Source organism: Mycobacteroides sp. LB1 (genome assembly GCF_013449725.1).
Classification (GTDB): domain Bacteria; phylum Actinomycetota; class Actinomycetes; order Mycobacteriales; family Mycobacteriaceae; genus Mycobacterium.
On record NZ_JACCFF010000001.1, the window covers coordinates 584,760 to 611,182 of the forward strand.

At 65.0% G+C, this 26,423-nt stretch carries 25 protein-coding genes; 11 read left to right on the forward strand and 14 right to left on the reverse strand.

The annotated features are described in order from the left end of the window. Nucleotides 1-36 precede the first annotated feature (36 nt). Nucleotides 37-1,515, reverse strand: coding sequence for an Asp-tRNA(Asn)/Glu-tRNA(Gln) amidotransferase subunit GatA (gatA, locus tag MLB1_RS02990; RefSeq protein WP_180748228.1), 1,479 nt, complete (start codon nt 1,513-1,515; stop codon nt 37-39). Then, entirely contained in the window at nt 1,512-1,820 is a 309-nt protein-coding gene (gatC, locus tag MLB1_RS02995) for an Asp-tRNA(Asn)/Glu-tRNA(Gln) amidotransferase subunit GatC (protein WP_180748229.1), read from the reverse strand. Before gatC ends, gatA begins: the two co-directional genes overlap by 4 nt. Before the next feature lie 52 nt (nt 1,821-1,872). Here gatC and MLB1_RS03000 point away from each other — a divergent pair, with 52 nt between their 5' ends. Then, nucleotides 1,873-2,529 carry an amino acid-binding protein gene (locus tag MLB1_RS03000; protein WP_180748230.1) on the forward strand — a complete coding sequence of 219 codons (657 nt, stop codon included), beginning with the start codon at nt 1,873-1,875 and terminating at the stop codon, nt 2,527-2,529. A gap of 80 nt (nt 2,530-2,609) precedes the next feature. Further along, nucleotides 2,610-4,514: a glycosyltransferase family 39 protein gene (locus MLB1_RS03005; RefSeq protein WP_180749659.1), complete on the forward strand. Its 1,905-nt coding sequence runs from the start codon at nt 2,610-2,612 to the stop codon at nt 4,512-4,514. Nucleotides 4,515-4,596: 82 nt separating this feature from the next. On the opposite strand, the gene ligA is transcribed toward MLB1_RS03005, so the two are convergent. Beyond that, complete coding sequence (gene ligA / locus MLB1_RS03010) at nt 4,597-6,663, reverse strand: NAD-dependent DNA ligase LigA (RefSeq protein ID WP_180748231.1); 2,067 nt, start codon at nt 6,661-6,663, stop codon at nt 4,597-4,599. Between the two features lie 52 nt (nt 6,664-6,715). Between ligA and MLB1_RS03015 the strand changes: the two genes are divergently transcribed. From MLB1_RS03015 to MLB1_RS03035, 5 genes are all read left to right on the forward strand, one after another. Then, nucleotides 6,716-7,138 carry an MmcQ/YjbR family DNA-binding protein gene (locus tag MLB1_RS03015; RefSeq protein ID WP_180748232.1) on the forward strand — a complete coding sequence of 141 codons (423 nt, stop codon included), beginning with the start codon at nt 6,716-6,718 and terminating at the stop codon, nt 7,136-7,138. 63 nt (nt 7,139-7,201) lie between these two features. Continuing rightward, entirely contained in the window at nt 7,202-7,945 is a 744-nt protein-coding gene (locus MLB1_RS03020; RefSeq protein ID WP_180748233.1) for a hypothetical protein, read from the forward strand. Between the two features lie 96 nt (nt 7,946-8,041). Then, nucleotides 8,042-8,878 carry a hypothetical protein gene (locus MLB1_RS03025; RefSeq protein WP_180748234.1) on the forward strand — a complete coding sequence of 279 codons (837 nt, stop codon included), beginning with the start codon at nt 8,042-8,044 and terminating at the stop codon, nt 8,876-8,878. A 5-nt stretch (nt 8,879-8,883) separates the two neighbouring features. Continuing rightward, nucleotides 8,884-9,564, forward strand: coding sequence for a hypothetical protein (locus MLB1_RS03030; protein ID WP_180748235.1), 681 nt, complete (start codon nt 8,884-8,886; stop codon nt 9,562-9,564). Nucleotides 9,565-9,598: 34 nt separating this feature from the next. Continuing rightward, complete coding sequence (locus tag MLB1_RS03035) at nt 9,599-10,420, forward strand: crotonase/enoyl-CoA hydratase family protein (protein WP_180748236.1); 822 nt, start codon at nt 9,599-9,601, stop codon at nt 10,418-10,420. Between the two features lie 26 nt (nt 10,421-10,446). On the opposite strand, the gene MLB1_RS03040 is transcribed toward MLB1_RS03035, so the two are convergent. Further along, nucleotides 10,447-10,941, reverse strand: a complete 495-nt coding sequence (locus MLB1_RS03040) for a MarR family winged helix-turn-helix transcriptional regulator (protein WP_180748237.1) — start codon at nt 10,939-10,941, stop codon at nt 10,447-10,449. Nucleotides 10,942-10,997: 56 nt separating this feature from the next. On the opposite strand from MLB1_RS03040, the gene MLB1_RS03045 reads away from it, so the two are divergent. Beyond that, nucleotides 10,998-12,281: a serine hydrolase domain-containing protein gene (locus MLB1_RS03045; protein WP_180748238.1), complete on the forward strand. Its 1,284-nt coding sequence runs from the start codon at nt 10,998-11,000 to the stop codon at nt 12,279-12,281. Here MLB1_RS03045 and bluB read toward each other — a convergent pair. From bluB to MLB1_RS03060, 3 genes are read right to left on the reverse strand one after another with little or no spacing between them, the layout of a single operon-like run. Further along, a complete protein-coding gene (bluB, locus tag MLB1_RS03050) occupies nt 12,243-12,905 on the reverse strand; it encodes a 5,6-dimethylbenzimidazole synthase (RefSeq protein ID WP_180749660.1) in 663 nt (220 codons plus the stop codon). The genes MLB1_RS03045 and bluB overlap by 39 nt on opposite strands. After that, the gene (locus MLB1_RS03055; protein ID WP_180749661.1) at nt 12,905-13,909 is read right to left on the reverse strand and encodes a methionine synthase; all 1,005 of its coding nucleotides are present in this window, start codon (nt 13,907-13,909) and stop codon (nt 12,905-12,907) included. The genes bluB and MLB1_RS03055 overlap by 1 nt, the downstream gene beginning before the upstream one ends. A gap of 15 nt (nt 13,910-13,924) precedes the next feature. Continuing rightward, nucleotides 13,925-15,409 (reverse strand): NCS2 family permease, encoded by a 1,485-nt coding sequence (locus MLB1_RS03060; RefSeq protein ID WP_180748239.1) that lies wholly within the window; start codon nt 15,407-15,409, stop codon nt 13,925-13,927. Between the two features lie 169 nt (nt 15,410-15,578). Here MLB1_RS03060 and MLB1_RS03065 point away from each other — a divergent pair, with 169 nt between their 5' ends. Continuing rightward, a complete protein-coding gene (locus tag MLB1_RS03065) occupies nt 15,579-16,598 on the forward strand; it encodes an acyl-ACP desaturase (RefSeq protein WP_180748240.1) in 1,020 nt (339 codons plus the stop codon). Nucleotides 16,599-16,703: 105 nt separating this feature from the next. Further along, nucleotides 16,704-17,555 (forward strand): SGNH/GDSL hydrolase family protein, encoded by an 852-nt coding sequence (locus MLB1_RS03070; RefSeq protein WP_180748241.1) that lies wholly within the window; start codon nt 16,704-16,706, stop codon nt 17,553-17,555. Between the two features lie 5 nt (nt 17,556-17,560). Here MLB1_RS03070 and mnmA read toward each other — a convergent pair whose 3' ends face one another. The 6 genes from mnmA to MLB1_RS03100 all read right to left on the reverse strand — a co-directional run bounded on the left by mnmA (nt 17,561) and on the right by MLB1_RS03100 (nt 22,763). Further along, nucleotides 17,561-18,631, reverse strand: a complete 1,071-nt coding sequence (gene mnmA, locus MLB1_RS03075; protein WP_180748242.1) for a tRNA 2-thiouridine(34) synthase MnmA — start codon at nt 18,629-18,631, stop codon at nt 17,561-17,563. Then, on the reverse strand, nt 18,628-19,818 hold the full coding sequence (locus MLB1_RS03080) for a cysteine desulfurase family protein (RefSeq protein WP_180748243.1): 1,191 nt from the start codon (nt 19,816-19,818) through the stop codon (nt 18,628-18,630). The genes mnmA and MLB1_RS03080 overlap by 4 nt, the downstream gene beginning before the upstream one ends. A gap of 78 nt (nt 19,819-19,896) precedes the next feature. Beyond that, nucleotides 19,897-20,751 carry a lysophospholipid acyltransferase family protein gene (locus tag MLB1_RS03085; RefSeq protein ID WP_180748244.1) on the reverse strand — a complete coding sequence of 285 codons (855 nt, stop codon included), beginning with the start codon at nt 20,749-20,751 and terminating at the stop codon, nt 19,897-19,899. Nucleotides 20,752-20,753: 2 nt separating this feature from the next. After that, on the reverse strand, nt 20,754-21,620 hold the full coding sequence (locus MLB1_RS03090) for a GNAT family N-acyltransferase (protein WP_180748245.1): 867 nt from the start codon (nt 21,618-21,620) through the stop codon (nt 20,754-20,756). Nucleotides 21,621-21,870: 250 nt separating this feature from the next. After that, the gene (locus tag MLB1_RS24215; RefSeq protein WP_371750548.1) at nt 21,871-22,023 is read right to left on the reverse strand and encodes a hypothetical protein; all 153 of its coding nucleotides are present in this window, start codon (nt 22,021-22,023) and stop codon (nt 21,871-21,873) included. Then, complete coding sequence (locus MLB1_RS03100; RefSeq protein WP_180748246.1) at nt 22,020-22,763, reverse strand: SDR family oxidoreductase; 744 nt, start codon at nt 22,761-22,763, stop codon at nt 22,020-22,022. Before MLB1_RS03100 ends, MLB1_RS24215 begins: the two co-directional genes overlap by 4 nt. A 163-nt stretch (nt 22,764-22,926) precedes the next feature. Between MLB1_RS03100 and MLB1_RS03105 the strand changes: the two genes are divergently transcribed. Beyond that, nucleotides 22,927-25,668 (forward strand): LuxR family transcriptional regulator, encoded by a 2,742-nt coding sequence (locus tag MLB1_RS03105; RefSeq protein ID WP_180748247.1) that lies wholly within the window; start codon nt 22,927-22,929, stop codon nt 25,666-25,668. Here MLB1_RS03105 and MLB1_RS03110 read toward each other — a convergent pair. After that, a complete protein-coding gene (locus MLB1_RS03110) occupies nt 25,665-26,414 on the reverse strand; it encodes a hypothetical protein (RefSeq protein ID WP_180748248.1) in 750 nt (249 codons plus the stop codon). The two genes, MLB1_RS03105 and MLB1_RS03110, sit on opposite strands and share 4 nt — an antisense overlap. Nucleotides 26,415-26,423: the final 9 nt, after the last annotated feature.

The window sequence follows — 26,423 nt, forward strand, 5'->3', positions numbered from 1 at the left end:
GCCTTGATCGCGCCGTCATTCAGAAAGCGCAGCCGGCTAGATCGCCGCAGGTAGCGCTCCGCGAGCGGCCTCGTATGCCGCGCCCACTCGGTACAGACGATCGTCGGCAAGCGCAGGAGCCATGATCTGCAGACCCACCGGGAGCCCGTCATCAGCCGAAAGCCCGGAGGGCACCGACATCCCGCAGTGTCCGGCCAGGTTCAGCGGCAACGTACATAGGTCGAACTGGTACATGGCCAGCGGGTCATCGACCTTCTCCCCCAACTGGAATGCGGTTGTGGGGGTGGCCGGGGTGACCAGCACGTCCACCTGCTCATAGGCGCGGTCCAGATCGCGCTTGATCAGCGTGCGCACCTTCTGTGCCCGGCCGTAATAGGCGTCGTAGTACCCAGCGGAAAGCGCATAGGTGCCGATCATGATGCGCCGCTTAACCTCTGGACCAAATCCCGCGGCCCGGGTGAGCGCCATGACTTCGTCGGCGCTATGCGTTCCGTCATCCCCGACTCGCATGCCGTACCGCATGGCATCGAACCGCGCCAGATTGGAGGACACCTCCGACGGCAGGATCAGGTAGTAGGCCGGAAGAGCGAATTCGAAGTGGGGGCAGGACACCTCCACCACATCGGCACCAAGTGCGGTGAGCTGCTCGACGGCCGCGTTGAACGATGCCATCACACCCGGCTGATACCCGTCACCACGCAACTGCGAGACCACGCCGACGCGAACGCCTTTGAGGTCACCGGTCGCACCGGCGCGAGCGGCAGCCACCACATCGGGCACCGGCTCGTCGACCGAGGTGGAGTCACGCGGATCATGTCCGGCGATCACCTGGTGCAGCAGTGCAGTGTCCAAAACCGTGCGCGCGCAGGGGCCACCCTGATCCAGCGAGGAAGCGCAAGCCACCAGACCGAAACGTGAGACCGTTCCGTAGGTGGGCTTTACGCCGACGGTCGCGGTGAGCGCCGCGGGCTGGCGGATCGAGCCACCGGTGTCGGTTCCGATGGCCAGGGGCGCCTGGAAGGCAGCCAGCGCGGCCGCGCTACCGCCGCCCGAGCCGCCGGGCACCCGCTCGATGTCCCATGGGTTGCGGGTGGGTCCGTACGCGGAGTTCTCGGTGGAGGAGCCCATCGCGAACTCGTCCATGTTCGTCTTGCCCAGGATCGGGATCCCGGCCTCGCGCAGCCGCGCGGTCACGGTCGCGTCGTAGGGCGGAACCCAGTTCTCGAGGATCTTCGACCCGCAGGTGGTCGGCATGTCCCGAGTGGTGAAGACATCCTTGAGCGCCAGCGGAACGCCGGCAAGCTGTGAAGGCACCGAGCCGGCCGCAATGGCATCGTCGACGTCCTTGGCGGCCACGAGAGCCTGCTCCCCCGCGACGTGCAGGAAGGCTTGGTAGGTGTCGTCGGTACTGGCGATCTGATCCAGATGCGCGCGCGTCACCTCAACCGATGACACCTCGCCCGAATGGATCAGTGCGGCCAGCGATGCCGCGTCCTGCCTGATGAGATCCGTCACTCTGCTTCTCCCAGGATCTGCGGTACCGCGAAACGTCCCTCGGCCACCCGCGGAGCCTGAGCGAGCGCCTCAGCAGGGGTGAGGCAATCGGCGATCACGTCAGGCCGTGTGACATTCACCGCATCCAGCGGCGAGCTCGTCGCCTCGACTTCGTCGAGCTCGTCGGTGGAAACCTCGCTGATCTGGCTGACGTGGCCCAAGATCGCGCCGAGCTGACCGGCGAGCCCATCAAGCTCGGCGTCGGTCAGCGCGAGCCGGGCCAACTTGGCCAGATGCGCCACTTCATCGCGGGAAATAGCTGTCACGGGTAGACAGCCTAGAGGGCGTCGCGCGGCAGTCTGTGCCACAGTGTTCGACGTGCCGTCTTATCTCCTGCGCATACAGCTCGATGACCGTCCCGGCAGTCTGGGGTCGGTCGCTGTCGCGCTCGGCACGGTGAACGCCGACATTCTGTCTCTCGACGTCGTCGAGCGCGGTCCGGGCTATGCCATCGACGATCTCGTCATCGACCTGCCACCCGGTGCGATGCCCGATTCGTTGATCACCGCCGCGGAGACGTTGAGCGGCGTTCGCGTGCACTCCATCCGCCCACACACGGGCCTGTTGGAGGCGCACCGCGAGCTGGAACTCATCGACAGGGTGGCCGCAGCCGCAGCATCCGCCCGCCTTACGGTGCTCGCCGAAGAAGCCCCCCACGTGCTGCGCGCGAATTGGTGCACCGTGGTGCGTCAGGACGGCACCGGCTTCATCCGAGTGGCCGGCAGCTCGGGGGCCCCGGAAACACAGGCCACCGCCGCCCCTTGGTTACCGCTCGAGCATCCGCAGGTTCTCGAGACCGCCGCCGAATGGGTACCGCAGCTGTGGAAGGACATGGACACCACGTTGGTCGCTGCGCCGCTGGGTTCAGGTGAAACCGCCGTGGTGCTGGGGCGTCCTGGCGGCCCCGAGTTCCGGCCCTCAGAAGTGGCCCGTCTCGGCTACCTGGCCGGGATCGTCGCGACCTTGTTGCGGTAGCGGCCAGCTCACAGGAACGGTACAGCGAATTCCCGGAATCGCCCGGCACACTCACTGGCGTGACTGATATCGACGCCTCCATGAGCCGAACTCGTGAACGGCTTATCTTCGCCGCCATTCTGCTGACCATCACCGTGGTGTACCTGTGGAACATCAGCCAGAACGGCTGGTCCAATTCCTTCTATGCGGCCGCCGTACAGTCCGGCAGCCAGAGCTGGAAGGCATGGTTCTTCGGCAGCTTCGATCCGCACAACTATGTGACGGTAGACAAGCCCGCTGGCGGTCTGTGGCTGATGGGCTTGTCCGCCAGGATCTTCGGCTTCTCCAGCGCCAGCATGCTCATCCCCGAGGCACTGCTCGCGGTCGCCAGCGCCGCCCTTATCCGCGCCGCGGTCAAACGCCTTGCCGGACCACAAGCGGGTCTGCTGGCCGCCGCGGTGTTCGCGTTGATCCCGGTCGTTTCGGTGATGTTCCGGCATTCAAATCCCGATGCCCCCATGGTCTTCGGCATGGTGATCGCCGCATACTTCACCACCCGCGCGCTCAATACCGAGCGGTCACGCGAAGCGGCAGGCTGGATGGCGCTGGCCGGTGCCGGTATCGGATTCGCATTCCTGTGCAAGACACTGGAGGCACTGCTAGTGGCGCCGGCTCTGCTGGTGGTCTACGTGCTGGCTGCCAAGTTCGGCTGGAAGGCCAAGTTGGCGCAGCTGCTGACTGCCGCCGTCGCCGTCGTCGTGTCGTCCGGTTGGTGGATGCTCGCGGTCGCCCTGACACCTGCCGCCAGTCGCCCATATGTCGACAACTCGACCGATAACAGCGAGTGGACACTGGCCGTCGGCTACAACGGCCTGGATCGCCTGCTGGGCAGCGATTCCGGTGGCGGCATGGGTGGCTACGGTGGCGGCCGTTCGGGACCGAGCTTCTCGGGGCAGCCTGGCCTATTCCGGATCTTTGAAGACGATCAAGCCTTCCACGTGGCCTGGCTCATCCCAGCGGCGCTCGTCGCGCTGATCCTCGGATTCGTCATCACCAGCCGCACCGCAGAAGTCGCCGACGCCACGGGTTGGCGGCGAATGGTCGCCGTGCTTGTCGCTCGGTATCGCGCCCTGATCGCCAATCCCGCTGGGGTGGCACTGATTCTGTGGGGTGGCTGGCTGGTCTCGACGTACGTGATCCTCGCCTACATGAAACAACAGTTCCATCCGTATTACACCTCGGCGATGGCGCCCGGTATCGCGGGCACGATAGCGGTCGGCGTAGTCGTGCTGTGGGAGAAGCGATCCGAAGCCATCGGGCGGTACGGACTCGCGGCCGTGACGCTTGCCGCCGTCATCATGGGGTGGGTATTGCTGAGGCGAGACCCCGCGTGGCTGCCCTGGCTGCGCTGGGTATTGCTTGTCGGCGGGATCGCGGCGGCGGTGGCGTTGACGCTTGGCGGGTTGCAGCGCTCCGCACGGTTGCGGGTTGGCATTGCCACACTGGCGCTTGCCGTTTCACTGGGCGGATCGATCGCGTTCACCATTGCGAACGTCACCACACCGAAGGTCGGCGGGCTGTCCACCTCGGGCCCGGTCGTGCCCGACGACGACAAGTTCGGAGGCCGGGCGCCGAAACCGCTAGACCCCAAGCTGGCGGCATTGATCAAGGATTCGGATGCCAGGTGGCCGGTGGCGACCACCAATACCCGCACCGCAGCGCCCATCCAGCTGGAGACCAACGCGCCGGTGATGGCGATCGGTGGATTCTCCGGACGCGACAACCCCATCACCCTGCAGCAGTTCATCGACTACACGCGGGACGGCACCGTTGAGTTCTACGCCGAATCCGCCAAGGACAAGGACAAGCAGAAAGAGCAGCCACAGAAAGACGACGACTCCAAGCGGGTGGCCGACGAGATCCAGAAATGGGTCGAGACGCACTACTCCTCAACGGATTACGGCGACTTGCGGGTCTTTGATCTGTCGGGGCCACCGAAACCCTAATTAGCGCCGAGCGTGAAGCTATGGCGGGATTCCGAGCGATTTCTCGCCATAGCTTCACGCTCGGCGCCAGACTTTGTCAGTGCTACGCCGGTGGCCCATCGGCCAGTAACGCACGGAAACCGTCCTCGTCGAGAATCGGCACCCCGAGCTCAACAGCCTTGTCGTACTTGGATCCCGGTGCGTCGCCCACGACGACAAACGCCGTCTTCTTGGATACCGAGCTCACCGACTTGCCCCCGCGGGTGATGATGGCCTCCTTGGCCTCATCGCGCGAAAAGCCGGGCAGCGAACCGGTCACCACGATCGACAAACCTTCCAGATTGCGTGGTATCGACTCATCGCGTTCGTCGGCCATCCGAACGCCCGCCGCTCGCCATTTGTCGACAATCGCGCGATGCCAGTCGACGGTGAACCAATCGACGACGGCCGCGGCGATCGTGCCTCCGACTCCCTCGACAGCCGCCAGCTGTTCGACGGACGCCTCCTCGATGGCCTGTAGGTCGCCGAATTCGGTCGCCAGAGCGCGCGCGGCGGTCGGGCCGACATGCCGAATCGACAGCGCCACCAGCACCCGCCACAGCGGCTGCTGCTTGGCCTTGTCCAGGTTGTCCAGCAGCCGAGCTCCGTTGGCGGACAAAACACCATCCTTGGTTTTGAACAGATCGGTGCGCAGCAGAGCATCGGCGGTCAACGTGAACAGGTCACCCTCGTCTTCGATGACACCGGCCGAGAGCAGCGCGATCGCCGCCTCATATCCGAGCACCTCGATATCGAATGCTCCGCGCCCCGACACATGGAACACTCGCTCGCGCAGCTGCGCGGGGCAGCTCCGTGAGTTGGGGCACCGGATATCGGCGTCACCCTCCTTCTGGTGGGCAAGTGTGGTGCCACATTCGGGACATGTTGCGGGCATAACGAATTCGCGCTCTGATCCATCCCGCAGATCGGCAACCGGTCCCAGCACCTCGGGGATGACGTCCCCGGCCTTGCGGATCACCACGGTGTCACCGATGAGCACACCCTTACGTTTGACCTCGGATGCGTTGTGCAGGGTCGCCAGGGAAACTGTGGATCCGGCCACCTTGACCGGGGTCATGTATGCGAAGGGGGTGACTCTTCCGGTGCGGCCCACGCTCACCCGGATGTCGAGCAGTTCGGTCGTCGCCTCCTCGGGCGGATACTTGTACGCGATGGCCCAGCGGGGCGCGCGTGAGGTGCTGCCGAGACGACGCTGCAGCGCCACCTTGTCGACCTTGACGACAAGGCCGTCGATCTCGTGTTCCACATCGTGGCGATGCTCGGCCCAGTAGTCGACGCGTTCCTGCACCTCCGCGATGCCGCGCACCTTCGAGGTGTGGGTAGAGACAGGTAATCCCCACTCCCCCAATGCCAAATAGGCGTCGTGCAGGGTCTCGAACGTGAAGCCCGCCGCACTCTCCATACGACCGAGTCCATGGCAGATCATCCGCAGCCTTCGCTTGGCGGTGATCGCCGGGTTCTTCTGTCGCAGGGTGCCCGCCGCGCTGTTACGTGGGTTGGCAAAAGGTGGCTTACCCTCCTCCACCAACGAAGCATTCAGCACCTCGAAATCCTCCAACCGGAAGAACACCTCGCCACGGACCTCCAAGAGCCGCGGTATCGGGAATTGCGCTGACGCCGTGAGCTTTTCCGGCACATCCTCGATGGTCCTGGCGTTCAGGGTGACATCCTCGCCGCTACGACCGTCGCCGCGGGTAGCCCCACGCACCAGCACGCCGTTCTCGTAGACGAGCGCAAGCGCCGCCCCGTCGATCTTCAGCTCGCACAGGTATTCCGGTTCCGCACCGATCTCAGAACCGATATCGCCGCGTACCCGAGCGTCCCAGGCCGTCAGCTCCTCGGAACTGAATGCGTTGTCCAGGCTGAGCATTCGCTCCAAGTGGTCGACCGAGGTGAATTCGGTGACAAACCCCGCGCCGCCCACGAGCTGCGTCGGCGAATCCGGAGTGCGCAGCTCGGGGTACTGCTCCTCCAACGCCGTCAGCCGCTTCAGAAGCTCATCGAACTGACCATCGGAGACGATAGGGGCGTCCTTGACGTAGTAGCGGAACTGGTGACCGCGCACCTCTTCGGCCAGCTCACCCCATTGGCGCTGGATATCGGGATCCATACCGGCAGGCTAACGGACCCGGCCGACAGCCCAGGAACCCTAGGATGTGCCCATGGGCACACACCCCATCATGTTTACCGAGAGCGATCCGGGGCTGGCCGAGCTACGCGAGCTGGCGCTCGCCCTGCCCGAGGCGGCCGAACAGATCTCCTGGGGTCGTCCCGTCTTTAAGGCAGGCACCGCCAAGGCCGGCAAGCTCTTCGCGATGTTCGGCGGGAACGCCAAGGGAACCACCAAGGGCGAGATGATCGCCTACCCCTACTCGGTGCTGCTCAAGGTGGATGATTCGGAGCGCCGCGCGCTTCTGCAGGACGAACGCTTCTACTACCCCGCCTATATGGGCCCCTTCGGCTGGCTCGGACTGGACTTCGGCGCCGCCGATGTGGACTGGGACGAGGTCGCCGAGCTGCTCGATGCCTCCTACCGATTGATCGCCACCAAACGACTGATCAAGCTGCTCGATCAGCCCGACTGACCTTTGACAAGCCCCTTATTCTGTACTTTGCCTACGACCAAGAGAGACGGGTTGGGACGCAAATTGCCTGTTGCTAACAGATTGTGCAGTGCCCTCGGTGCGGCCGCGCTGATCGCCGTTGCCTCGGCGCCCCCGGCTCTCGCCAATGGCCCCCTCGTCTTTCCCGGGATGGAGATCATTCAGGGAACCCAGAGCTGCACGCTCGGGTTCGTCGACCCCGATGCCCGGCTCGGTCTCACCGCCGGCCATTGCGCCATGGACACCGATGGCCCGGTGTACGACTCGACGGGCAACATCATCGGCGCCCTCGTCATCGCCGGCTCCAATCTGCGGGACGGCGATCGCATCGACAGTTCGAAGTACATGATCGATTACGAGGCCATCAAATTCCGCGATGACGTGGCGATCAACGACGTACTCCCCAATGGGATTCGACTTGAGCGCGGTAGCGGTATCCAGCCACACACCGGTCTGCCGGTATGCCGCAACGGCGTCACCACCGGCGAGTCCTGCGGCACCGTGACCACCATCAACAACGGCTGGTTCGAGATCGACGGGCTGCCCGCCGACCACGGCGACTCTGGCAGTGCCGTCTACTCGATCACCTCCCCCGGGCATGGCGCCATCGTCGGAATCGCCCGCGGTACCACCCGGGATGTGGAGACCGGCCTGGTGCAGACCACGGCGATTTCCTGGTCGACCGTCATCGACCAACTCCGAGAAGACCTCGAAAAATCGCCCGACGCAACCCCACCACCTGGGAATCCACCGGCCCCGGAGACCCTTCCCACACCACAAGACGCCTGATTCGCATAGGCTCGCACCGGAGAGTCGTGCCGCGTGCTCTCCTAACGCTGGTCGGGGCTCAGTCGACGGTAAACGTGGCAGACAGAGAGCTACGGCGTGACCAGTGTCGGCGGCAGCGGTCGACGTACCGTCCGGTGGAGACGATCAGCGGCAGGGGTCTCGGCCCTTGCCTGGCTGTCCGGTCTCGGTCTTGTGAACCCGACTGCGGCACATGCCGACCCGCTGATCTACCCGGGCATGGAGATCATCCAGCGCCCACCCGGTAAGGAATCGCTGAGCTGCACGCTCGGTTTCGTGGATCCCGCAGCGCGCGTCGGTGTCACCGCGGGTCACTGTGGCGGCAATGGACCGGTGTTCACCAGCGACGGGGCCCGCATCGGGCAGCTCGCCGTCGCCCAGTCCAATATCAAGCCCGAGGGGCCACTGTCCCGCGACGACTACCGAATCGACTACGAGGGCATCGCCTTCGACGAGGGTGTGCCGATCAACAACGTTTTGCCCAACGGACTGCGACTCGGAGTCGATCCGGCAGTCGTCCCCCGGGACGGCCTCCCGGTGTGCCGGGTGGGAATCACCACAGGTGAGGCGTGCGGCTCGATCGACGGAATCGGCAACGGCTGGTTCCTGGTGGACGGCCTTCCCGCCGACCACGGAGACTCCGGTAGTGCCGTGTACACCGTCACCTCGCCCGGCAACGCCGCCATCGTCGGCATCGTCAGCGCTCGCTTCACCGCCAACCAGACCCATCGAGAGTCCACCGTGGCACTGTCCTGGCCAACGGTCCAGCAGCAGATCCGAAACGATATCGCGGCCGCGGGACGACCCGAGGTCGCCAGCCCGGTAGCCGCCAATCCCCAGGCGCCGGCAATGGTTCTTCCTCCGGCGCCCTCCGATGACCGACCCTCCGGTCCCGCGAGAATGGTTGTCCCCTAACCCTCATGCGCCCGTTTTTGTGGATAACGACCATCGCGGCCGTGCTCTTAGTGCTTCCTGCGGCGAATCCTGCACCCGCACATGCCGACCCGCCGCTTGTGTACCCGGGCATGCTCATCTACCAGGGCGCCCTCAGCTGCACGCTTGGCTACGTCGACCCTGGGCTGCACGTGGCCATCACCGCAGGGCACTGCTTCGACGGTGACGGCGTGGTCCGTAACGGAGACGGCGCCGCGGTAGGACACAAGATCCTGGCGCACGACAACCGTCCCCCCGAGGGCCCGGTGTACGAGGACGAGTACACCATCGACTACGAGGCCATCTCGATCGATGAAGGATTGCCTCTCAACGACATCCTGGCGAATGGTCAACGGCTCGAACGCGATGACACGGTTACTCCCGCTGTCGGAATGCCGATCTGCCGCACCGGCTTCACCACGGGTGATGCGTGCGGATCGGTGACACGACTTGGCAACGGCTGGTTCAGATTCAACGGCCCAGTGATCGCCAAGGGTGATTCCGGAGGCCCCGTGTACACGCATGTCGGCGACCGCACAGTGCTCGTCGGCATCATTCGAGGTTTCATGACGAGTCAATCCGGCGATGATGTGCAGTCCTGGGCGATGTCGTGGCCGTCGGTAATCAAACAGCTCCGCGAGGACCGCAGGGGTCTGCTCCCCGCCTGAGTCTTCCAATTTTAGGCCCGTAGGCTCAAGCCCCATGAGCGACTGGAAGGCCTTCACCGTCGAGACCACTGGGCACATTGCCCAGGTCACCCTCATCGGCCCCGGTAAGGGCAATGCGATGGGACCCGACTTCTGGCGGGAACTACCGCTGATCTTCACCGAGCTCGACGCCGACCCTGAGGTGCGAGCGATCGTCCTCGCGGCCGCTGGGCCGCATTTCAGCTACGGGTTGGACCTGCCTGCCATGGCGGGCACCTTCATGCCACTGATGGCCGACAAGGCACTGGCCAAGCCGCGCACCGACTTCCTCCACGAGGTGCGCAGGCTACAGGCCTCGGTGACCGCCGTCGCCGAGTGCCGCAAGCCGGTGATCGCCGCGGTGCAAGGCTGGTGCATCGGTGGCGGTGTCGACCTCATCGCGGCCGTTGATATCCGGTATGCCAGCTCCGACGCGAAGTTCAGCGTGCGTGAAGCCAAGGTGGCGATCGTCGCCGATATTGGCTCGCTGCACCGCCTTCCACCGATCATCGGCGAGGGCCACCTGCGTGAACTAGCGCTCACCGGCAAGGACATCGACGCCGCCCGAGCCGAGAAGATCGGGCTCGTCAACGACGTATTCGACACCGCGGAGGCAACCCTGGCGGCCGCGCATGCCACTGCCGCCGAGATCGCGACCAATCCCCCGCTAGTGGTGCAGGGCGTCAAGGACGTCCTGGGACGCGAGCGTGAGAATGTCGTCGCCGACGGCCTGAAGTACGTCTCGGCCTGGAACGCCGCGTTCCTCCCGTCGGAGGACCTGCAGGAAGCCATCGGCGCGGTGTTCGAGAAGCGAGCACCCGAGTTCAAGGGCCAGTAATTACGCCAAGGACTGTGCGAGCGCGCCTAGTGCTCTGTCTCAGAATGGATCTCGAACGGCCTCGGCGGCATGCCACCGAATTCACGCAGCACACCATCCAACCGTTTAATGGACCGCCGAACCTCTCGTTTGGAGGTTCCGAGCCGCGACTCGATGCCAGCCATAACCGGAAAGAACCGGCCCCACGCCTCAACCAAGGTGGCGCGGCCAGCTGGCGTCAATTCGACCGAGTATGACCGCCTGTCTTCGGGGTTCGGCACTGTGGTGGCGTGACCGCGGTCAGTCATTCGCCGCAACCGCGAGGTGACAGTGGACGGTCGCATCGCGGACCATTGCGAGATTGCTGTCGGCGTAAGGCGCTCCTTGATGTCTACAAAACTGTAGAGCGCGAATTCATCGCCGCTAAGACCAGTACCTGTCAAGGTTTCGTCTAACACGGCACTAAGTAGGTTCTGCACCAACCAGACATCGAAAAGAATCGAATACGGCTCGTCATCAGCGGAGGGCGCCACCTTGACCATACTAGTACGAGTTCGTAACATCTTCTACGAACTCGTACTAGTGGAGGTGTCTCGCGATGAGCGACCCATCTGTGGCCGGGCCGGGCCAGTCAAGTTCTGATGACATAGTTGGGCTACCCGGCTTGCGCTTATCCGCCGCGGTAAGCGGTTGGGCGCGGCCGGAATTCGCCTCTGTTGTCAAGATGTTCGGCTGGCTATTCACCAAGTACCGCTATGGCGGAGGCGGCTTGTGCGTATACGTTGACGGTGAACCGGCCCTGGATATCTGGGCAGGTGATGCCGCCCCGGACCGCGAATGGACCCAAGATACTGGGCCGACAATTTTCTCAGCGTCCAAGGGCATCACGACGACAGTGATCCACCGCCTCGTCGATCGGGGGCTGCTCAGCTATGACGCGCCAGTAGCGCGGTACTGGACCGAATTCGGGGCCAACGGAAAATCATCAATCACAGTGCGGCAGCTGCTCAATCACGAGGCTGGACTGTCACGGCTTACCGGCATTGCCTCGGCCTCTGACCTCTCGGACCATCTGGTGATGGAGAAGCGGCTCGCCGCCGCACCGGTGGACCGCTTCCATAGAAAACCGGCCTATCACGCCTTGAGCATCGGCTGGCTCCTTGCTGGTCTCGCGCGTTCGGTGACCGGTAAAGACATGCGGGAGCTGTATCGCACCGAAATCGCCGAGCCCCTAGGAGTCGACGGGATACATCTGGGCTTCCCACCCGAGGGATCACCCACAACGCGGGCGGATATGTATCCCAACCAGGATCGACTACTGCGCCGTGAGCACGCATTACGCGCCGGGCTCTTTCTTGGCATGGGGTGGGTCATGAAAACCGTGCTCAACCACGTGCCCGGAATCCGCGGCGCCGCAGACACGATCTACGTGCCGGGATTTGTGCGATACGGACTCAACGGCGGAACAGCCGATTCTTTGCTCTACAACACCCAAGCACCAGCCATCAGCGGGGTCGCTACCGCACCGGCACTGGCCAAACTCTATGCAGCACTCGCCAGCGAGGGCAGCGTCGACGGACGACGGCTGCTCTCTCCAGAGATCACAGCTGGACTTGCGCGACCAGAGCCGGATCGCCGACTCGACCACACGCTGGGTCTTCCGCTTGGGTACCACCTCGGCTATCACTCGCTGCAGATACCCGCCTTTGGTTTCGACAGCGGGTTCGGCTTCGTCGGCGCGGGCGGTTCGACGGGCTGGGCGGATCAGAAACGCTGTATAGCAGTGGGTTTCACCACCAACCGACTCGTCCGTACCATAGCGCTCGATCAGCTGATGTTTCTCCTAATGTGGCCGAGGATCGTGCGCGCCGCCAGATCCTGACCGTTCTCCCCCGAGGGTCCCCCAGTGCACGGCTTCCTCCAACGGGCGCCCACTGCGCCAGCCGAACCGCTCTAGATCGGGCCGCTCGGCGAACTCGCGTACCGGTCCGACACATAACCAGGCGATCGGCCGGATATGCGTCGGCGCGTTGATTAATTCGGCCAGGAACTGCTCCTCGTAAAAGGACACCCAGCCGACGCCGATCCCCTCGGTGACCGCGGCGAGCCACAGGTTCTGGATCGCAAGCACCGCAGAGAACAAACCCGCATCGGCAACGGTGTGCCGGCCCAGGATATGCGGGCCGCCACGTCCGTGGTCGTAGGTAACCACCACGCCGGTGCCGCTCTCCTGGATTCCTTCTATCTTGATGGGGTCAAAGGTGTTTCGTCGTTCCTCCGGAAGACTGTCGGCGAATCGTTCGCGCTGCGCGGAGACATGTGCCGCGAAGGCCTCCAGGGCCTCCGGCTCGCGCACCACCACGAAATCCCATGGCTGACTGTTCCCGACGCTGGGCGCGCGATGCGCCGCCTGCAGCAGCTTCATCAACGTCTCATCGTCGACGACCTGTCCGGTGAACTCCGCGCGCACGTCCCGGCGCGTGGCGATGGCCTGATAGACGTCCATCACAGCGCATCCGGGTCGGCATCGATGAGATCACTGACCTTGCGCGTCAATTCAGTTGCCGTGCGCGCCCATTGGAGATCCGCACCTGCGAGCCCACATCCCGTACTGATGCCGATCCGATCGCGCAGCACCGCACGCCCGAAGCCCAGTTTGTCGGCAAGCCCAGCGGTACTGACGGCCAGCACATCGGCCGATATCGGCACGGACGGCGCAACGGAGGGAATCACGCCGAGTACCGCCGCCTTACCCGTGTCCAGGACCGAGGCCAGACCATCGAGAGCCTGCGCATCGGTCAGGCATGCGGCGTCCACCGCGATCCCACGAATATTGGCCCCTCGCAACAGTTCCCAGGGAGGATCGGCAGCACAACAATGGACCAGCAGTTCGCCACCCACCGCCTCAGCGCACTGGTCCAACAGCGAGGTCGCGGTGGGCACGTCGACCGGGTGCACCGGCGAGAACATGCTGGTCCCGGACAACCTGCCCTCCAGTGCGGCGGGCAGCGACGGTTCATCAAGCTGCACCACCACGGGAACACCGAGCCGACGAGACAGCCTTGCTTGATGCTGAGCCAATCCCTCAGCCAGCGACGCCGCCAGGTCCCGCACCGCGCCGGAATCGGTGATCGCACGATGGCCGTTGGGTAGCTCCAGCTGCGCCGCAAGCGTTATCGGCCCGGGTCCCTGTACCTTCACCGCGCGATCGGTGCCGCGATGCCCGCCGCGCTCCCATTCCTCTTCGAGCGCATCCATGTCCTCTTCCAGGAATCCGCGCGCCCGCCGGACCACCGCGCCGGGGCGGGCGGTCGTCCGGTATCCGGTGGGTGCCAGATCGACGGCGATATCGACCAGCAGCGCGGCGGCCCGGCCGATCAGATCGGCACCCACCCCTCGCGCCGGCAGCTCCACGATATGGGCCAGCGGAAGCTCGGCGGCCACGATCTCGGTCACGGCACGCACCTCTAGGCCCGGCCAGGACCCGACACCCGTTCCGTTCGCCCACACATTCACGCTTAGAACCTATGCGATGAGCTCCTCGATCGGCCCCTTGGCGAAGTAGACCACGAACAATGCCGCCACCACATACAGCAGCGGATGGACCGACCGGAACCTGCTCCCCTTCTCTGCCGAGGCCACCGCAAGCACTACCCAGCTGATGAACCCCACACCGATGCCGTTGGCGATCGAGTAGGTGAAAGGCATGGTGACCACGGTCAGGAAGCTGGGCAGCGCATAGTCGAACCGGGTGAGGTCGATGCTGCGGAGCTGACCGATCATCATGGCGCCCACCACCACCAGGGCCGGTGCGGCGGCCTCCAGCGGCACTACCGAATACAGCGGGGTGAAGAACATGGCCGCCAGGAACAGCAGACCGGTGATCACGTTGGCCAGCCCGGTGCGGGCACCCTCGGCGATCCCCGACGCCGACTCGACGAAGACGGTGTTGGAGGACGAGGAAGAGACACCGCCGACTACGGCGCCCACCCCTTCGACGGTCAGCGCACGTCCGATTCCCGGCAGGGTGCCGTGTGCGTCGGCCAGACCGGCCTCCTTACCCAGGCCGGTCATGGTGCCCATCGCGTCGAAGAAGTTCGACAGCACCAACGCGAACACCAGTACCGTCGCCGACAGCACCCCCACCCGGGTGAAGGCGCCGAACAGGTCCACCTGACCGAGCAGGTTCAGATCCGGTATTCCTCCCGCGGAGGACGGCCAGTCCGGGACGGTGAGGTTCCATCCCTTGCCATCGGTGGGCTGCGCACCGCGTTCGGTCAAGGCCTGCGCGATCATCGCCACCACGGTCATCGCCACGATGCCGATCAGCAGTCCGCCGCGAACCTTGCGCACCACCAGGATTCCCATCAGCAGTACGCCTGCGGCGAAGATCAGGGTGGGAACGGTGGCCACTGAATTGTCGATGCCCAAACCCACCGGCACAGTGGTGTTCGCGGCGTCGGGGATCCGCCGTACAAAACCCGCGTCGACGAAGCCGATGAATGCGATGAAGCACCCGATCCCCGCGGCGATCGCCGCCTTCAGCTCGTCGGGAATGGCGTGGAACACCGCGGTCCGAAACCCCGAGATGCCCAGCGCCACAATGATCAGACCGTCGACGATCACCAACCCCATTGCCTCGGGCCAGCTCATCTGAGATGCGAACGACACCGCGAGCAGACTGTTGATGCCCAGCCCCGCAGCGAGAGCGAACGGATAGTTCGCGATCAGTCCGAACAGGATCGACATCACCCCGGCGGCCAGGGCGGTGACCGCCGCCACCTGACCCACCGGCAGCACATTGCCCAACACGTCAGCGTTATGCGCACGTCCCGGCTCCCCGCCGATGATGAGCGGATTGAGCACCACGATGTAGGCCATCGCGAAGAAGGTGACGATCCCGCCGCGGACTTCCCGCCCGATTGTCGACTGCCGCTCGGAGATCCGGAAGATCCGGTCCAGGGGGCCTGAGCGCGCGGATGAGCCGCTCGCGCGAAGACCATCAGCCATAGCCGTTGAACGTACAGGTCTTGGTTACCGGGCGCCCGCCGAAACCACCAGGGGTAAGGGACTTTCCACACCAGCTAGAGGACCTTCGTCACTAGAAGCGCGTGCAGCCACCCGGTCAGATATAAGTGTCACTTTCAGACACAGATAACTAACCCCGAGGACCGCATTCATGCCGCAGCAGGAATTCACCGACCGCGAGCTCTTACACGAGCTCGAGCCCGTGGTCGAAGCGAACATCCATCGCCACCTCGGCGTGTTCAAGGACTGGAACCCGCACGACTTCATTCCGTGGTCCGATGGCAAGAACTACAAGGCACTCGGCGGGCAGGACTGGCACCCGGAGCAGTGCAAACTCTCCGAGGTGGCCAAGGTCGCCATGATCACCAATCTGCTCACCGAGGACAACCTGCCCTCATATCACCGCGAGATCGCCATGAACTTCACCATGGACGGACCGTGGGGCACCTGGGTAAACCGCTGGACCGCCGAGGAAAATCGCCACAGCATCGCCATCCGCGACTACCTCGTCGTCACCCGCGCGGTCGACCCGGTGGAGCTCGAGAAGCTCCGCATCGAGCAGATGACCCGCGGGTTCTCCCCCGGCCAGAACCGGCAGGGCGGCGACCACATGTTCGCCGAGAGCCTGTTCGACTCGGTGGTGTACGTGTCTTTCCAGGAGCTGGCCACCCGCGTCTCGCACCGCAACACCGGCAAGGCCTGCAATGAGCCCATCGCCGACGAGCTCCTCAAACACATCTCCAACGACGAGAACCTGCACATGATTTTCTACCGCAACATGGTGGACGCCGGTCTTCAGATCGCGCCGAATCAGGCCGTGAAGTCCATCCACCACGTGCTCGACAACTTCACGATGCCCGGCTACACCATCCCCGGATTCCGCCGCAATGCCGTCACCATCGCCACCGGCGGCATCTACGACCCGCAATCGCACCTCGCCGAAGTCGTGATGCCGGTACTGCGCAAGTGGCGCATCTTCGAACGCGACGACATCACCGGTGAGGGCGAGTGGTACCGCGAAGACCTGGAGCGCATCATCGGTGACCTCCAGCAGACCTCCCAGGATTTCGAGGAGGTCAAGGCCAAGTACTTAGAGCGTCAGGCCAAGCGCGCCGAGCGCAATGCCGCCAAGGCCGACAAGGCCGACAAGGCGGCGACCACGATCGCCTGACGCTCAGCTCCGACACCTCCGTAACGGCGACGTGGGCGGACGGCGATATGCCGTTCAGTACCATTGATCAGGCCATCTGCCGGCCAGCGGGGAGAAGAGGACTACATGCGCGCCTTCAGGACGCTCGGGGCGGTGATCGGCCTAGCCGCGGTGATCGCGGCCACGGTGACCGGCCCTTCGGTCGCCTCGGCCGAACCCGCAGCCGGTGCCCAGCTGGTCACCATCGGGGATTCGTTCATGGCTGCGGGTTCGACGGCCGCCGGCATCACCGGTCCCGTCGGGACCGCGTGCAACCAGGCGACGGACAATGTTGCGCACCTGGTGGCCTCCTCGTTCCCGCAGATGACGTTCGCCGATTACTCCTGCGTGGGCGCACTCTCCACCGACGTCTACACACCATCCACACGCGGCCCGCAGAACACGGGACTGTCCCCCGCCACCAAGGTGGCGGTCGTGTCCATCGGCGGAAACGACGCCGGCTTCGAGCAGATCGCCACCGACTGCCTGTTCGCGCTCACCTGCCCGCCGGAGAAGAAGGCGCAATTCAGTGCCAACGTGTCGTCGGTCGGCCCGAAATTGACCGGCGCGTACGCGGCGATACGCCAAGCGGCACCGAACGCCCGCGTGTTCACCGTCGGCTATCTACCGATCCTGCCCGCGAACGCCAGCGGGTGTCTCGTCGGACTGATCAACAGCCAAGAAACGATCACATTTCTCAACGGTCTGCAGCGCCAGCTGAACAGCACCATCATCGCCGAATCCGGGAAGGCGGGGTTCACCCCGATCATCCCCGAGACGGGCAGCGACCACAGCGTCTGTGCGCCCGACTATCAGCGATATGTGTCGATGACCGGTAGCGGCGCCGGTGATGAGGGAATTCCGATGCACCCCACCGCACCCGGACGCCAATACGTCGCCGAACGCGTCGCAATCGCCATGCGTTCCGCGGGCGTCTAGGGTCTCTAGCCGCGCGTAATGATGGCGCTGCCGAGCACCTCGTCGCCCTCGGCGTCCGGCCGGTACAGCACCACCGTCTGCCCGGCGGCGACACCGCGCAGGGACGTACGTAGTCGGATGTGAATCCGGTCGGCCGCAGGGTCAACCACCGCGTCGACCACCGATCCGTGTGCGCGGACCTGAACCTGGCATTCGATGGGTCCGGCCGGGATCCGACCAGATGTCCATACCACCGGCTCTCCGCCGAGCTCCCACACCTCAAGGTCCTCAACGGTTCCCACTCGTACGGTGGCCGTCTCGGCGTCGATCGACGTGACGTATCGGGGACGGCCGTCCGCGGCGGGACCGACCAGCCCTAACCCCTTGCGCTGGCCGATGGTGAATTCGTGCACCCCGGCATGGGTGGCCAGCACACTGCCGTCTGCGTCCACCACATTCCCGCGACGTACGCCGATGCGCGCGCCGAGGAAAGCCTGGGTGTCACCGGAGGGGATGAAGCAGATGTCGTGGCTGTCGGGCTTGTTCGCAACGAGCAGACCGCGCTCCTGCGCCTCGGCCCGGATATCGCCCTTGGGGCTGTCTCCCACCGGGAACAGAGCGCGGCTCAACTGATCTGCTGTCAGCACCCCGAGCACATAGGACTGGTCCTTGTCGTCGTCAACCGCGCGGCGCAGTCTGCCCTCTTGCAGTCGCGCGTAGTGGCCGGTGGCCACCGCATCGAAGCCCAGGGCGATGGCACGGTCGGCCAGCGCCGAGAACTTGATCTTCTCGTTGCACTTCACACACGGATTCGGGGTGCGACCCTCGGCGTATGCCTCGACGAAGTCGTCGATGACATCTTCCTTGAATCGATCGGCGAAATCCCATACATAGAAAGGGATTTCGAGCATATCGGCGACGCGGCGCGCATCGGCGGCGTCCTCCTTGGAGCAGCATCCCCGGGATCCTGTGCGCAGGGTTCCGGGTGCGGCCGACAAAGCCAGGTGCACGCCGACCACATCGTGCCCGGCGTCCACCATGCGTGCGGCTGCCACCGAGGAATCCACTCCCCCACTCATGGCGACAAGCACTCTCATGATCGGCCCCCGGCGCTGGCGAGCGCGGCGGCCCGCGCACGGGGAACGGCAGCATGCAGGGCCTCGACCGCACGCTCCACATCCGAGGAAGCAGAGGTGTGACCGAAGGTGAATCGCAGCGATCCGCGCGCGACTTCGGGGTCGATACCCATTTCGATGAGCACATGGGAGGGCCGCGCGACCCCTGCCGTGCACGCCGAACCAGTTGAGCACTCAATGCCGTTGGCGTCCAACAACATCAACAGGGAGTCACCCTCGCAACCGGCGAAGGTGAAGTGCGCGTTTCCGGGCAATCGGCCACAGCCTGCCGCGCCGTTGAGAGTGGAACCCGCAATCTGGGCCAGCACCTGATCGATCAACTCGTCGCGCAGCCTCGTCAGCTCGGCGGCACGCTCGGGCAGTTCCGCGACAGCCTCGACGAGTGCAGTCGACATCGCCACGATGGCCGCGGTGTCGGGCGTGCCGGAACGGATATCGCGTTCGTGGCCACCGCCGTGCAGCAGTGGGACACACGCGGTTTCGCGCCGCAGCAGCAACGCACCGACGCCCATGGGGCCGCCGAACTTGTGCGCGGCCACGCTCATCGCCGAGAGCCCACTGACGGCGAAACCGATATCGAGTTGGCCAACCGCGCCGATGGCATCGCTGTGCATGGGAATCTCGAACTCAGCCGCTATGGAAGCCAACTCGCAGATCGGATTGACGGTGCCGACCTCGTTGTTGGCCCACATCACCGTGATGAGCGCCACGTCGTCATGCTCGGCCAGCACCGCGCGCAGTGCCGCAGGCGTGACGGTGCCGTCGTCGTCCACCGGCAGCCACGTCACCTCGGCCCCCTCGTGGTCCGCGAGCCATCGCACGGCATCGAGCACCGCATGGTGCTCGACGGCGCTGGCAATGACGCGGGTACGGCGCGCATCGGCGTCGCGACGCGCCCAATAGATGCCTTTGATGGCGAGGTTGTCGCTCTCGGTGCCACCGGCGGTGAAGATCACCTCCGACGGTCGGGCGCCCAGGGCCGCGGCGATCGACTCGCGCGATTCCTCCACCCGACGCCGCGCATCGCGCCCCGACCCGTGCAAGGAGGCGGCGTTACCGGTCTGCGCCATGGTGGCAGCCATCGCCCCGATGGCCGTGGGGCGCATCGGGGTGGTGGCGGCGTGGTCCAGGTAAACCGATCGGGACATAGCGCATCCAGGATAGCTGTCAGCATTCGCGGCCAGATCCAGCGGAGACTCGATACCCCCGTCACCAGGCCCAGCGTCTCAGGCTGCGACGGTTTCCGGGTGCTCCGGATGGCTGTGGAACTGCGGGGCGCGGTCACCGGCCCGGACGGCGGCCTCGCAGCGGCTGGCCAGATCGCGGCGACTCTCGCCGGGCAATTGCAGCCCCGCGACCTGGATATGCGCCACGGTCATCCGCGTGGCGGTGAGCCGCCGGATCGACGCCATCAGGGTGTCCTGGCCGATATACGCCGGAACGGTGGACAGCTCGCCGTTGAGGTCGTGGTAGGTCAGCCGCAGCGGCTGTACCGGCCGCTGGGCATCGATGGCGGCTTGGAACATCGCGGGGCGGAATGACCCATACGCGCGGCCACACCAGGTGGTGCCCTCCGGGAAGGCCACCACCGTCTGGCCGGCTTCCAGCCGGGAGGCAACGGTGTCCACCACCCGCGGCAGCGTGCGCAGATTCCCGCGCTCGATGGGAATGACCCGCATCATGCGCGCGATGACACCCAAACCGGGCCAATCAATGAGATCCGCCCGGGCGACGAATGAACCCGGTAGTACGGCACCGATGGCGAAAACGTCGACCCAGGACACGTGACCCGCCACCACCAGGGAACCGCGGATATCGCGAATCGGCCCGCCGGAGACGGAGATCCGTACCCCGAGGCAGCGCAGCATCAACCGGCAGTAGCCACGCTGCCAGCGCACCCGGCCCGGAAGCGGTATCCCCAGCAGCGGTGCAAGCGTCAACATCGTGATCGCCATGGCCATCCGAGTCGTCGTACGGAGGGTTCGCGTCACCCGTCCGGGCTCGTCGATGGGGTTGGCCCGCATACAGCTGTCATCGCAGGTTGCCTTCGGCAACCAGGCGTGAGCGTATTCCGGCGCCATCGTCATTCCTGGCCCGAAACCGCTTCGGCCGCCGCCCCGACGGACCTCAACCGTTTGAGGTAGCGCACATCTGCCTGGTCCTTGCTCAGCAGCGCCATGAAATCGGCAACACCGAAATCCGGGTCATGTGCCGGTTCTCCGAGAATCTTCGCGCCCAGCCGCAGATATCCCCGCATCAGGGCGGGCACCTGCACCTTGGCCGGCGGCGCGATGTCGTCGAGCCCCATCCCGTCAACGACCACCGGGTGGTAGGGCCGCACCGTGTACTCCGGCTGGGCCGCATGCCGTTTCATGACGAAGTCACGGACCGCGCGCACCTGGCTACCCGGAGCGTTCTCGGGGCTGTCCTGCATGGGCACCGACACGCAACCGGTGACGTACTGGTAGTCGCAGCGATCGAGGTAGGCCAGGATTCCCGCCCACATCAGCAGCACCACCGCGCCGTTGCGGTGGTCGTTGCGCACTACCGCGCGACCCATTTCCACCAGCTGAGGACGTAACGAATCTAGTCCGCTGATATCGAATTCCGTTGCGCTGTAAAGCCCTCCGGCAGCGATGGCACCCGGCGGCGGAAGCATCCGGTAGCAGCCCACTACGTCACCCGAGGTATCCTCGCGTACCAGCAGGTGATCGCAGTGCTCGTCGAAACGGTCGGCGTCGCGTCCCTCGAACGCTGCCGGAGTGCTGGCGAGCTGGAATCCCGGCTCGCTGCTGAACACGTCGTATCGAAGCCGTTGTACGGCATCGATATCGGCGGGGTCGTTCGACAGCAGCAGGGTGTATTGAGGACCGAGCGGCGATTCCCCGTTCTTCCCGGTAGCCACTGGCATTGACTGATCTGCGGCGATGAGAACTGAAGCGGTGCTCATGACTGCGAGATTCGCCCAGTTATGCGGCGGAACGGCATCGGAAGCGTGTCGTGTCCATGCACGATCCGTTAATTGCGGCGTTCAAGACGCCAAATACACGCTTGCGGAAGGGAATCCCTAAGGCAAACACAGAGCTAACGGTTGCTCTGCGGGCATGGTCACGCCTTCACGCGCTGGTCCGCACGCTGCCGAAGCTCATCCTCGTCGACCAGCACCAACATCGGCGTACCCGGTGTACACATCATGGTGACTACGAAGCGCAGCACCGCATCGGCGGGGTGCCCGCACTGCCGGGCGGCCACCCGATCTCCGCCGTCATCACATGTGCGTCGGCGGGGATCACCGGCGGTGTCACGGTCTGCAACACCGTCAGCCCGCTCATCGGGTCGCCGTTCTCGATCATCGGCTAGCCATCCAGTCGGCGAACCGCGTCTCGGTAAGCACACCGTCATCGCCGGTGACCAAGCTGTCGTCGTCCACGGGTGTCCCAAAGTAGGTTGCGCTGGGGTCCACCACGACCTGCTTGTCGTCACCACTGGCGGCCAGCACGGTCCGCGCCATGTCGGCGAACGAAAACTTCTCGGGCCCACCGATATTGATGATCCCGTCGCGGGGCGCGGCCTCGGCGGCCCGGGCCACCTGTGCGGACACGTCATCGACGGCGATCAGCTGGATCCTGGCGTCCGGTACCCGCACCTCATCGCCCACAACGAGTGTGTCGGTGATGGACTGGGCGAATTCCTGAAACTGGGTGGCGCGCACGATCGTGTACGGCAACCCGGATTCGGTAATGATGTTCTCCTGCGCCACTTTCGCCCGCATGTATCCGCTCTCCGGAAGACCGTCAGCCCCCACAATGGAGAGCGCGACATAGTGACCGACGCCGGTCTCCCTCGCCGCGTCAACAAGATTGCGCGCCGAGGCGGTGAAGAAGTCCATCACCGCTCCGTCTTCGAACGACGGAGAATTGACAACGTCAATAACCACATTCGATCCGGTGAGCGCGTCCACCAATCCCTCGCCGGTCAACACATTTGCGCCAGAGGACAACGACGCCGCGACGACTTCGTGGCCATCGGCGGTCAGCAGCGCCACCACCCGAGACCCGATCTGGCCGGTAGCACCGACAACTGTGATTTTCATTGTGCGATTACCTTTCTCGTTACCCAAGTAACGGTCGCAGATCTGCGTTCGATTCGAACCCTGGAAAGCCCGTAGTCGTTCTACGGTAGGACGGCTCGGTAAAGTCGTGCCCTATTAGTCAGATTCGGCGGAGCACGTGATCAACAGCTATCCGGGATCGCGTTTGTGCGGTCGAACTCAAGAGTGCGCGTCACTGGACCGTCTGGTCATGGCCGCGCGCTCGGGGCCCAGTCAGGTCCTAGTGCTGCGCGGCGAAGCGGGCATTGGCAAGACGGCACTATTGCGGTACGTGCTTGCGCAGGCGCAGGGGTTTCAGATCGCCCGGACGGCCGGCGTCGAATCGGAGATGGAACTCGCGTTCGCCGGCTTACAACAGTTCTGTGCGCCGTTGTCGATCCACGTCGAGGCATTGCCCGACCCACAACGCAAGGCACTCGACACCGCATTTGGGGTCAGCAGCGGACCTGCACCCGACCGCTTTCTGATCGGACTGGCGGTGCTGAGCCTGTTGGCGGCGGCCGCCGAACACCAACCCATGCTGTGCGTGATCGACGACGCTCAATGGCTCGACCGGGCCTCATTGCAGACGCTGGCCTTCGTCACACGGCGCTTGGCAAATGAACCGGTCGCCATGCTCTTCGCGGTGCGCGACGGTACCGACGACCAGCTCACCGGGCTGCCGGAACTCACGGTAAGCGGGCTGCGGGCCGCCGACGCCGGCACACTGCTGGACGCCGCGATTCCGGGTCTCCTCGATGACCGGGTTCGCGACCGCATCGTGGCCGAGACGCATGGCAATCCGCTGGCCCTGCTGGAACTCCCCAGGGATCTGACCACCGAGGAGCTCGCCGGTGGTTTTGGGTGGCCCGACTCCGGTCGCCTGAGCGGTCAGATCGAACAGGCATTCCTTCGACGGGTTCAGCAGCTACCGGCCCGGACACAGACATTGCTTCTCACCGCGGCAACCGACCCGCTTGGCGATGCGGCGCTGTTGACGCGCGCATCCGAACGACTCGGAATCTCGATGGATGCGGTCGCACCAGCCGAGGCCGCCGATCTGATCCAGTTGGGTACCCGGGTCCGCTTTCGTCATCCGCTGGTGCGGTCGGCAATCTATCGAAGCGCAAACCCATTGGAACGCAGAAGAATTCACGGTGCACTGGCGGAGGCGACGGATCCGGCGACAGATCCTGATCGTCGGGCGTGGCATCGCGCTCATGCTGCCGCGGGCACCGATGAGGCGATCGCAACCGAACTGGAGCGGTCAGCCGACCGCGCCAAGGCCAGGGGCGGCATCTCGGCGGCGGCGGCCTTTTTGCAGCGGGCAACGGAGCTCACCTCGGATCCGGCAGTACGCGGGTCGCGGGCACTGGCCGCGGCCCAGTCCAAACACGATATGACGGCCTTCGACGCTGCCCGTGAGCTGCTCGCCATCGCGGATATGGCTCCGCTGGATCCGCCGGCGCGGGCAAGGGCGACACGGCTGCGCGCGAAGATCACGTTCGCGGAAAGCCGTGTCGGCACGTATGGCTCCACGACGGTGTCCGACGCCGCGATCGGCCTGCTGGACGCCGCCAAGGGCTTGGAGAACCTGGACGACGACCTGGCCCGCGAGACCTATCTGGACGCGGTGGGGGCTGCTATGTACGGTGGCCGGCTCTGCCCACGCGGCGGCGCGGTCGAGGTGGCCGAGCCGGCGCGCATGGCGCCCGCAGGGACACAACCCCCGCGGCCGACCGATCTCTTGCTCGACGGTCTGGCGATGCGAATCACCCACGGTCCGGCCGCAAGCGCGCAGATACTGTGTGACGCGCTCGCCCTGATCCGCCGTGAGGCCGACAGTGCTGAGAACACGAGCTGGATATGGCAGGCGTTTCCCATCGCGCTCGAATCCGCCACTCATGAGGTGTGGGACGACGATACGTGGCATCACCTCGCGACCCGCGCGGTGCAAATCGCCCGTGATGTCGGCGCGCTGTCGGTTCTCCCCGCGGCTCTCATCTATCGCGCGGGTGTCCATGTGCATGCCGGTGAGCTTGACGCGGCGGCCGAGCTGGTCCAGGAGGCCGATGCCATCTCGGCCGCGACAGGCCATGCACCGATCAGGTACCACTCGTTGATCTTGGCGGCGTGGCGCGGTGCGGAGGCGATACCACTGATCGATGCCGCCATGCGTGACGGAGCGGCGCGGGGTGAGGGCAGACTTCTCGGTGCGATGGGGTATGCGGCGGGCGTGCTCAACAACGGCCTCGGCCGCTACGAGCTTGCCTTCCTCGCGGCGCGAAGGGCTTGCGAGCACGAGGATCTCGGGTTGTTCAGCTGGTGCCTTACCGAACTGATCGAGGCGGCGGTGCGCTGCGGCGAGCGTGACACGGCGGCGAAGGCGCTTGACCAACTGGAAGAGCGGGCGCTGGCGGGCGAATCCGATTGGGCACATGGCATGGTGGCACGCTCCCGGGCGCTGCTCGCCGCCGACGACGATGCGGAGGCCTGGTACCGCGAGGCGATCGAACGGCTCACGAAGACAAGGATTTCCGTCCACCTCGCGCGTGCGCATCTCATCTACGGAGAATGGCTACGCCGCTGTCATCGGCGCGCGGATGCCCGCGTGGCGCTCAAGGCGGCCCACGAAAGTTTCGTCCATATGGGCGCCGAAGCCTTTGCCGAGCGTGCGGAGCGTGAGCTACGCGCGACGGGCGCAAAGGTTCGGAAACGTTCTGCCAGTTCGGAAGACGCGTTAACGGCCCAGGAGGCGCAGATTGCCCGGATGGCCGGTCAAGGTCTGACCAATCAGGAGATCGCCGCCCAGTTGTTCATCAGCTCGCACACCGTCGAATGGCACCTGCGGAAGGTTTTCGCCAAGCGCGGCATCACGTCACGCAGGCAGCTGCGCAACAGGAACTAGGCCGGGACTCGCAGACGTAGTTCGTTCGCGATCTTCCGCAGGGTGTCCTCGGTTTCGGGCGGACCGGTGATCATGGCCACCGCCAGGGTGTCGCGAGTCCCCCCGGAAGCAGATGCGAAGGCACATGTCATCGCGATGCGGACCACCCGTGTGCCGTTTCCGAGGGTGCCCGTCACCCGGGCATAAGACGTGACATCGTCGATGGGCTTCCAGAATTGGGCGTTGATCGGAAGTTTCGCGCGCACTTTGTCCTGCGCGGGCTGCCCACATCCGTCGGCACATCGGTCGGTCCCGATCCAGCCGGCCGCACCACCCTTGTTGACTTCGTCCATGCAGGTGATCCGTTTATCCAGCGGTTTGTTCTCGGTGTGCATACACCCCCACCCCGCCGGCAGGTTGAAATCGAACGGTACGTACGTGGGCATCGAGATGGGTTGGAGCTTGTCTCCCGGCCCGTAGGTCGGGCCACCAAGAGGCCCTTGGGACCCATTGGGAAGCGGGATCACCGACGGCGTCCCCCTCGGAGGCGCCGTCGTCCGGTCGGTCGTCCGAACGGACTCTCCTGGTGGCAGCACGGCCATGCCCACGATGGTCCGGTGAGATCCGACGATGACAACAGCCAGCACAAGCCCCACCACGAGAGCGCCCATAAACGCCGAAAGGACTATCCAGGGCACTCGACGCGGTGGTCGAGGCTCTGGATAGTCCTCAGGCGTTGGATAGCCCTCAGGCATCCACTGTGTCATCCCCCGGGC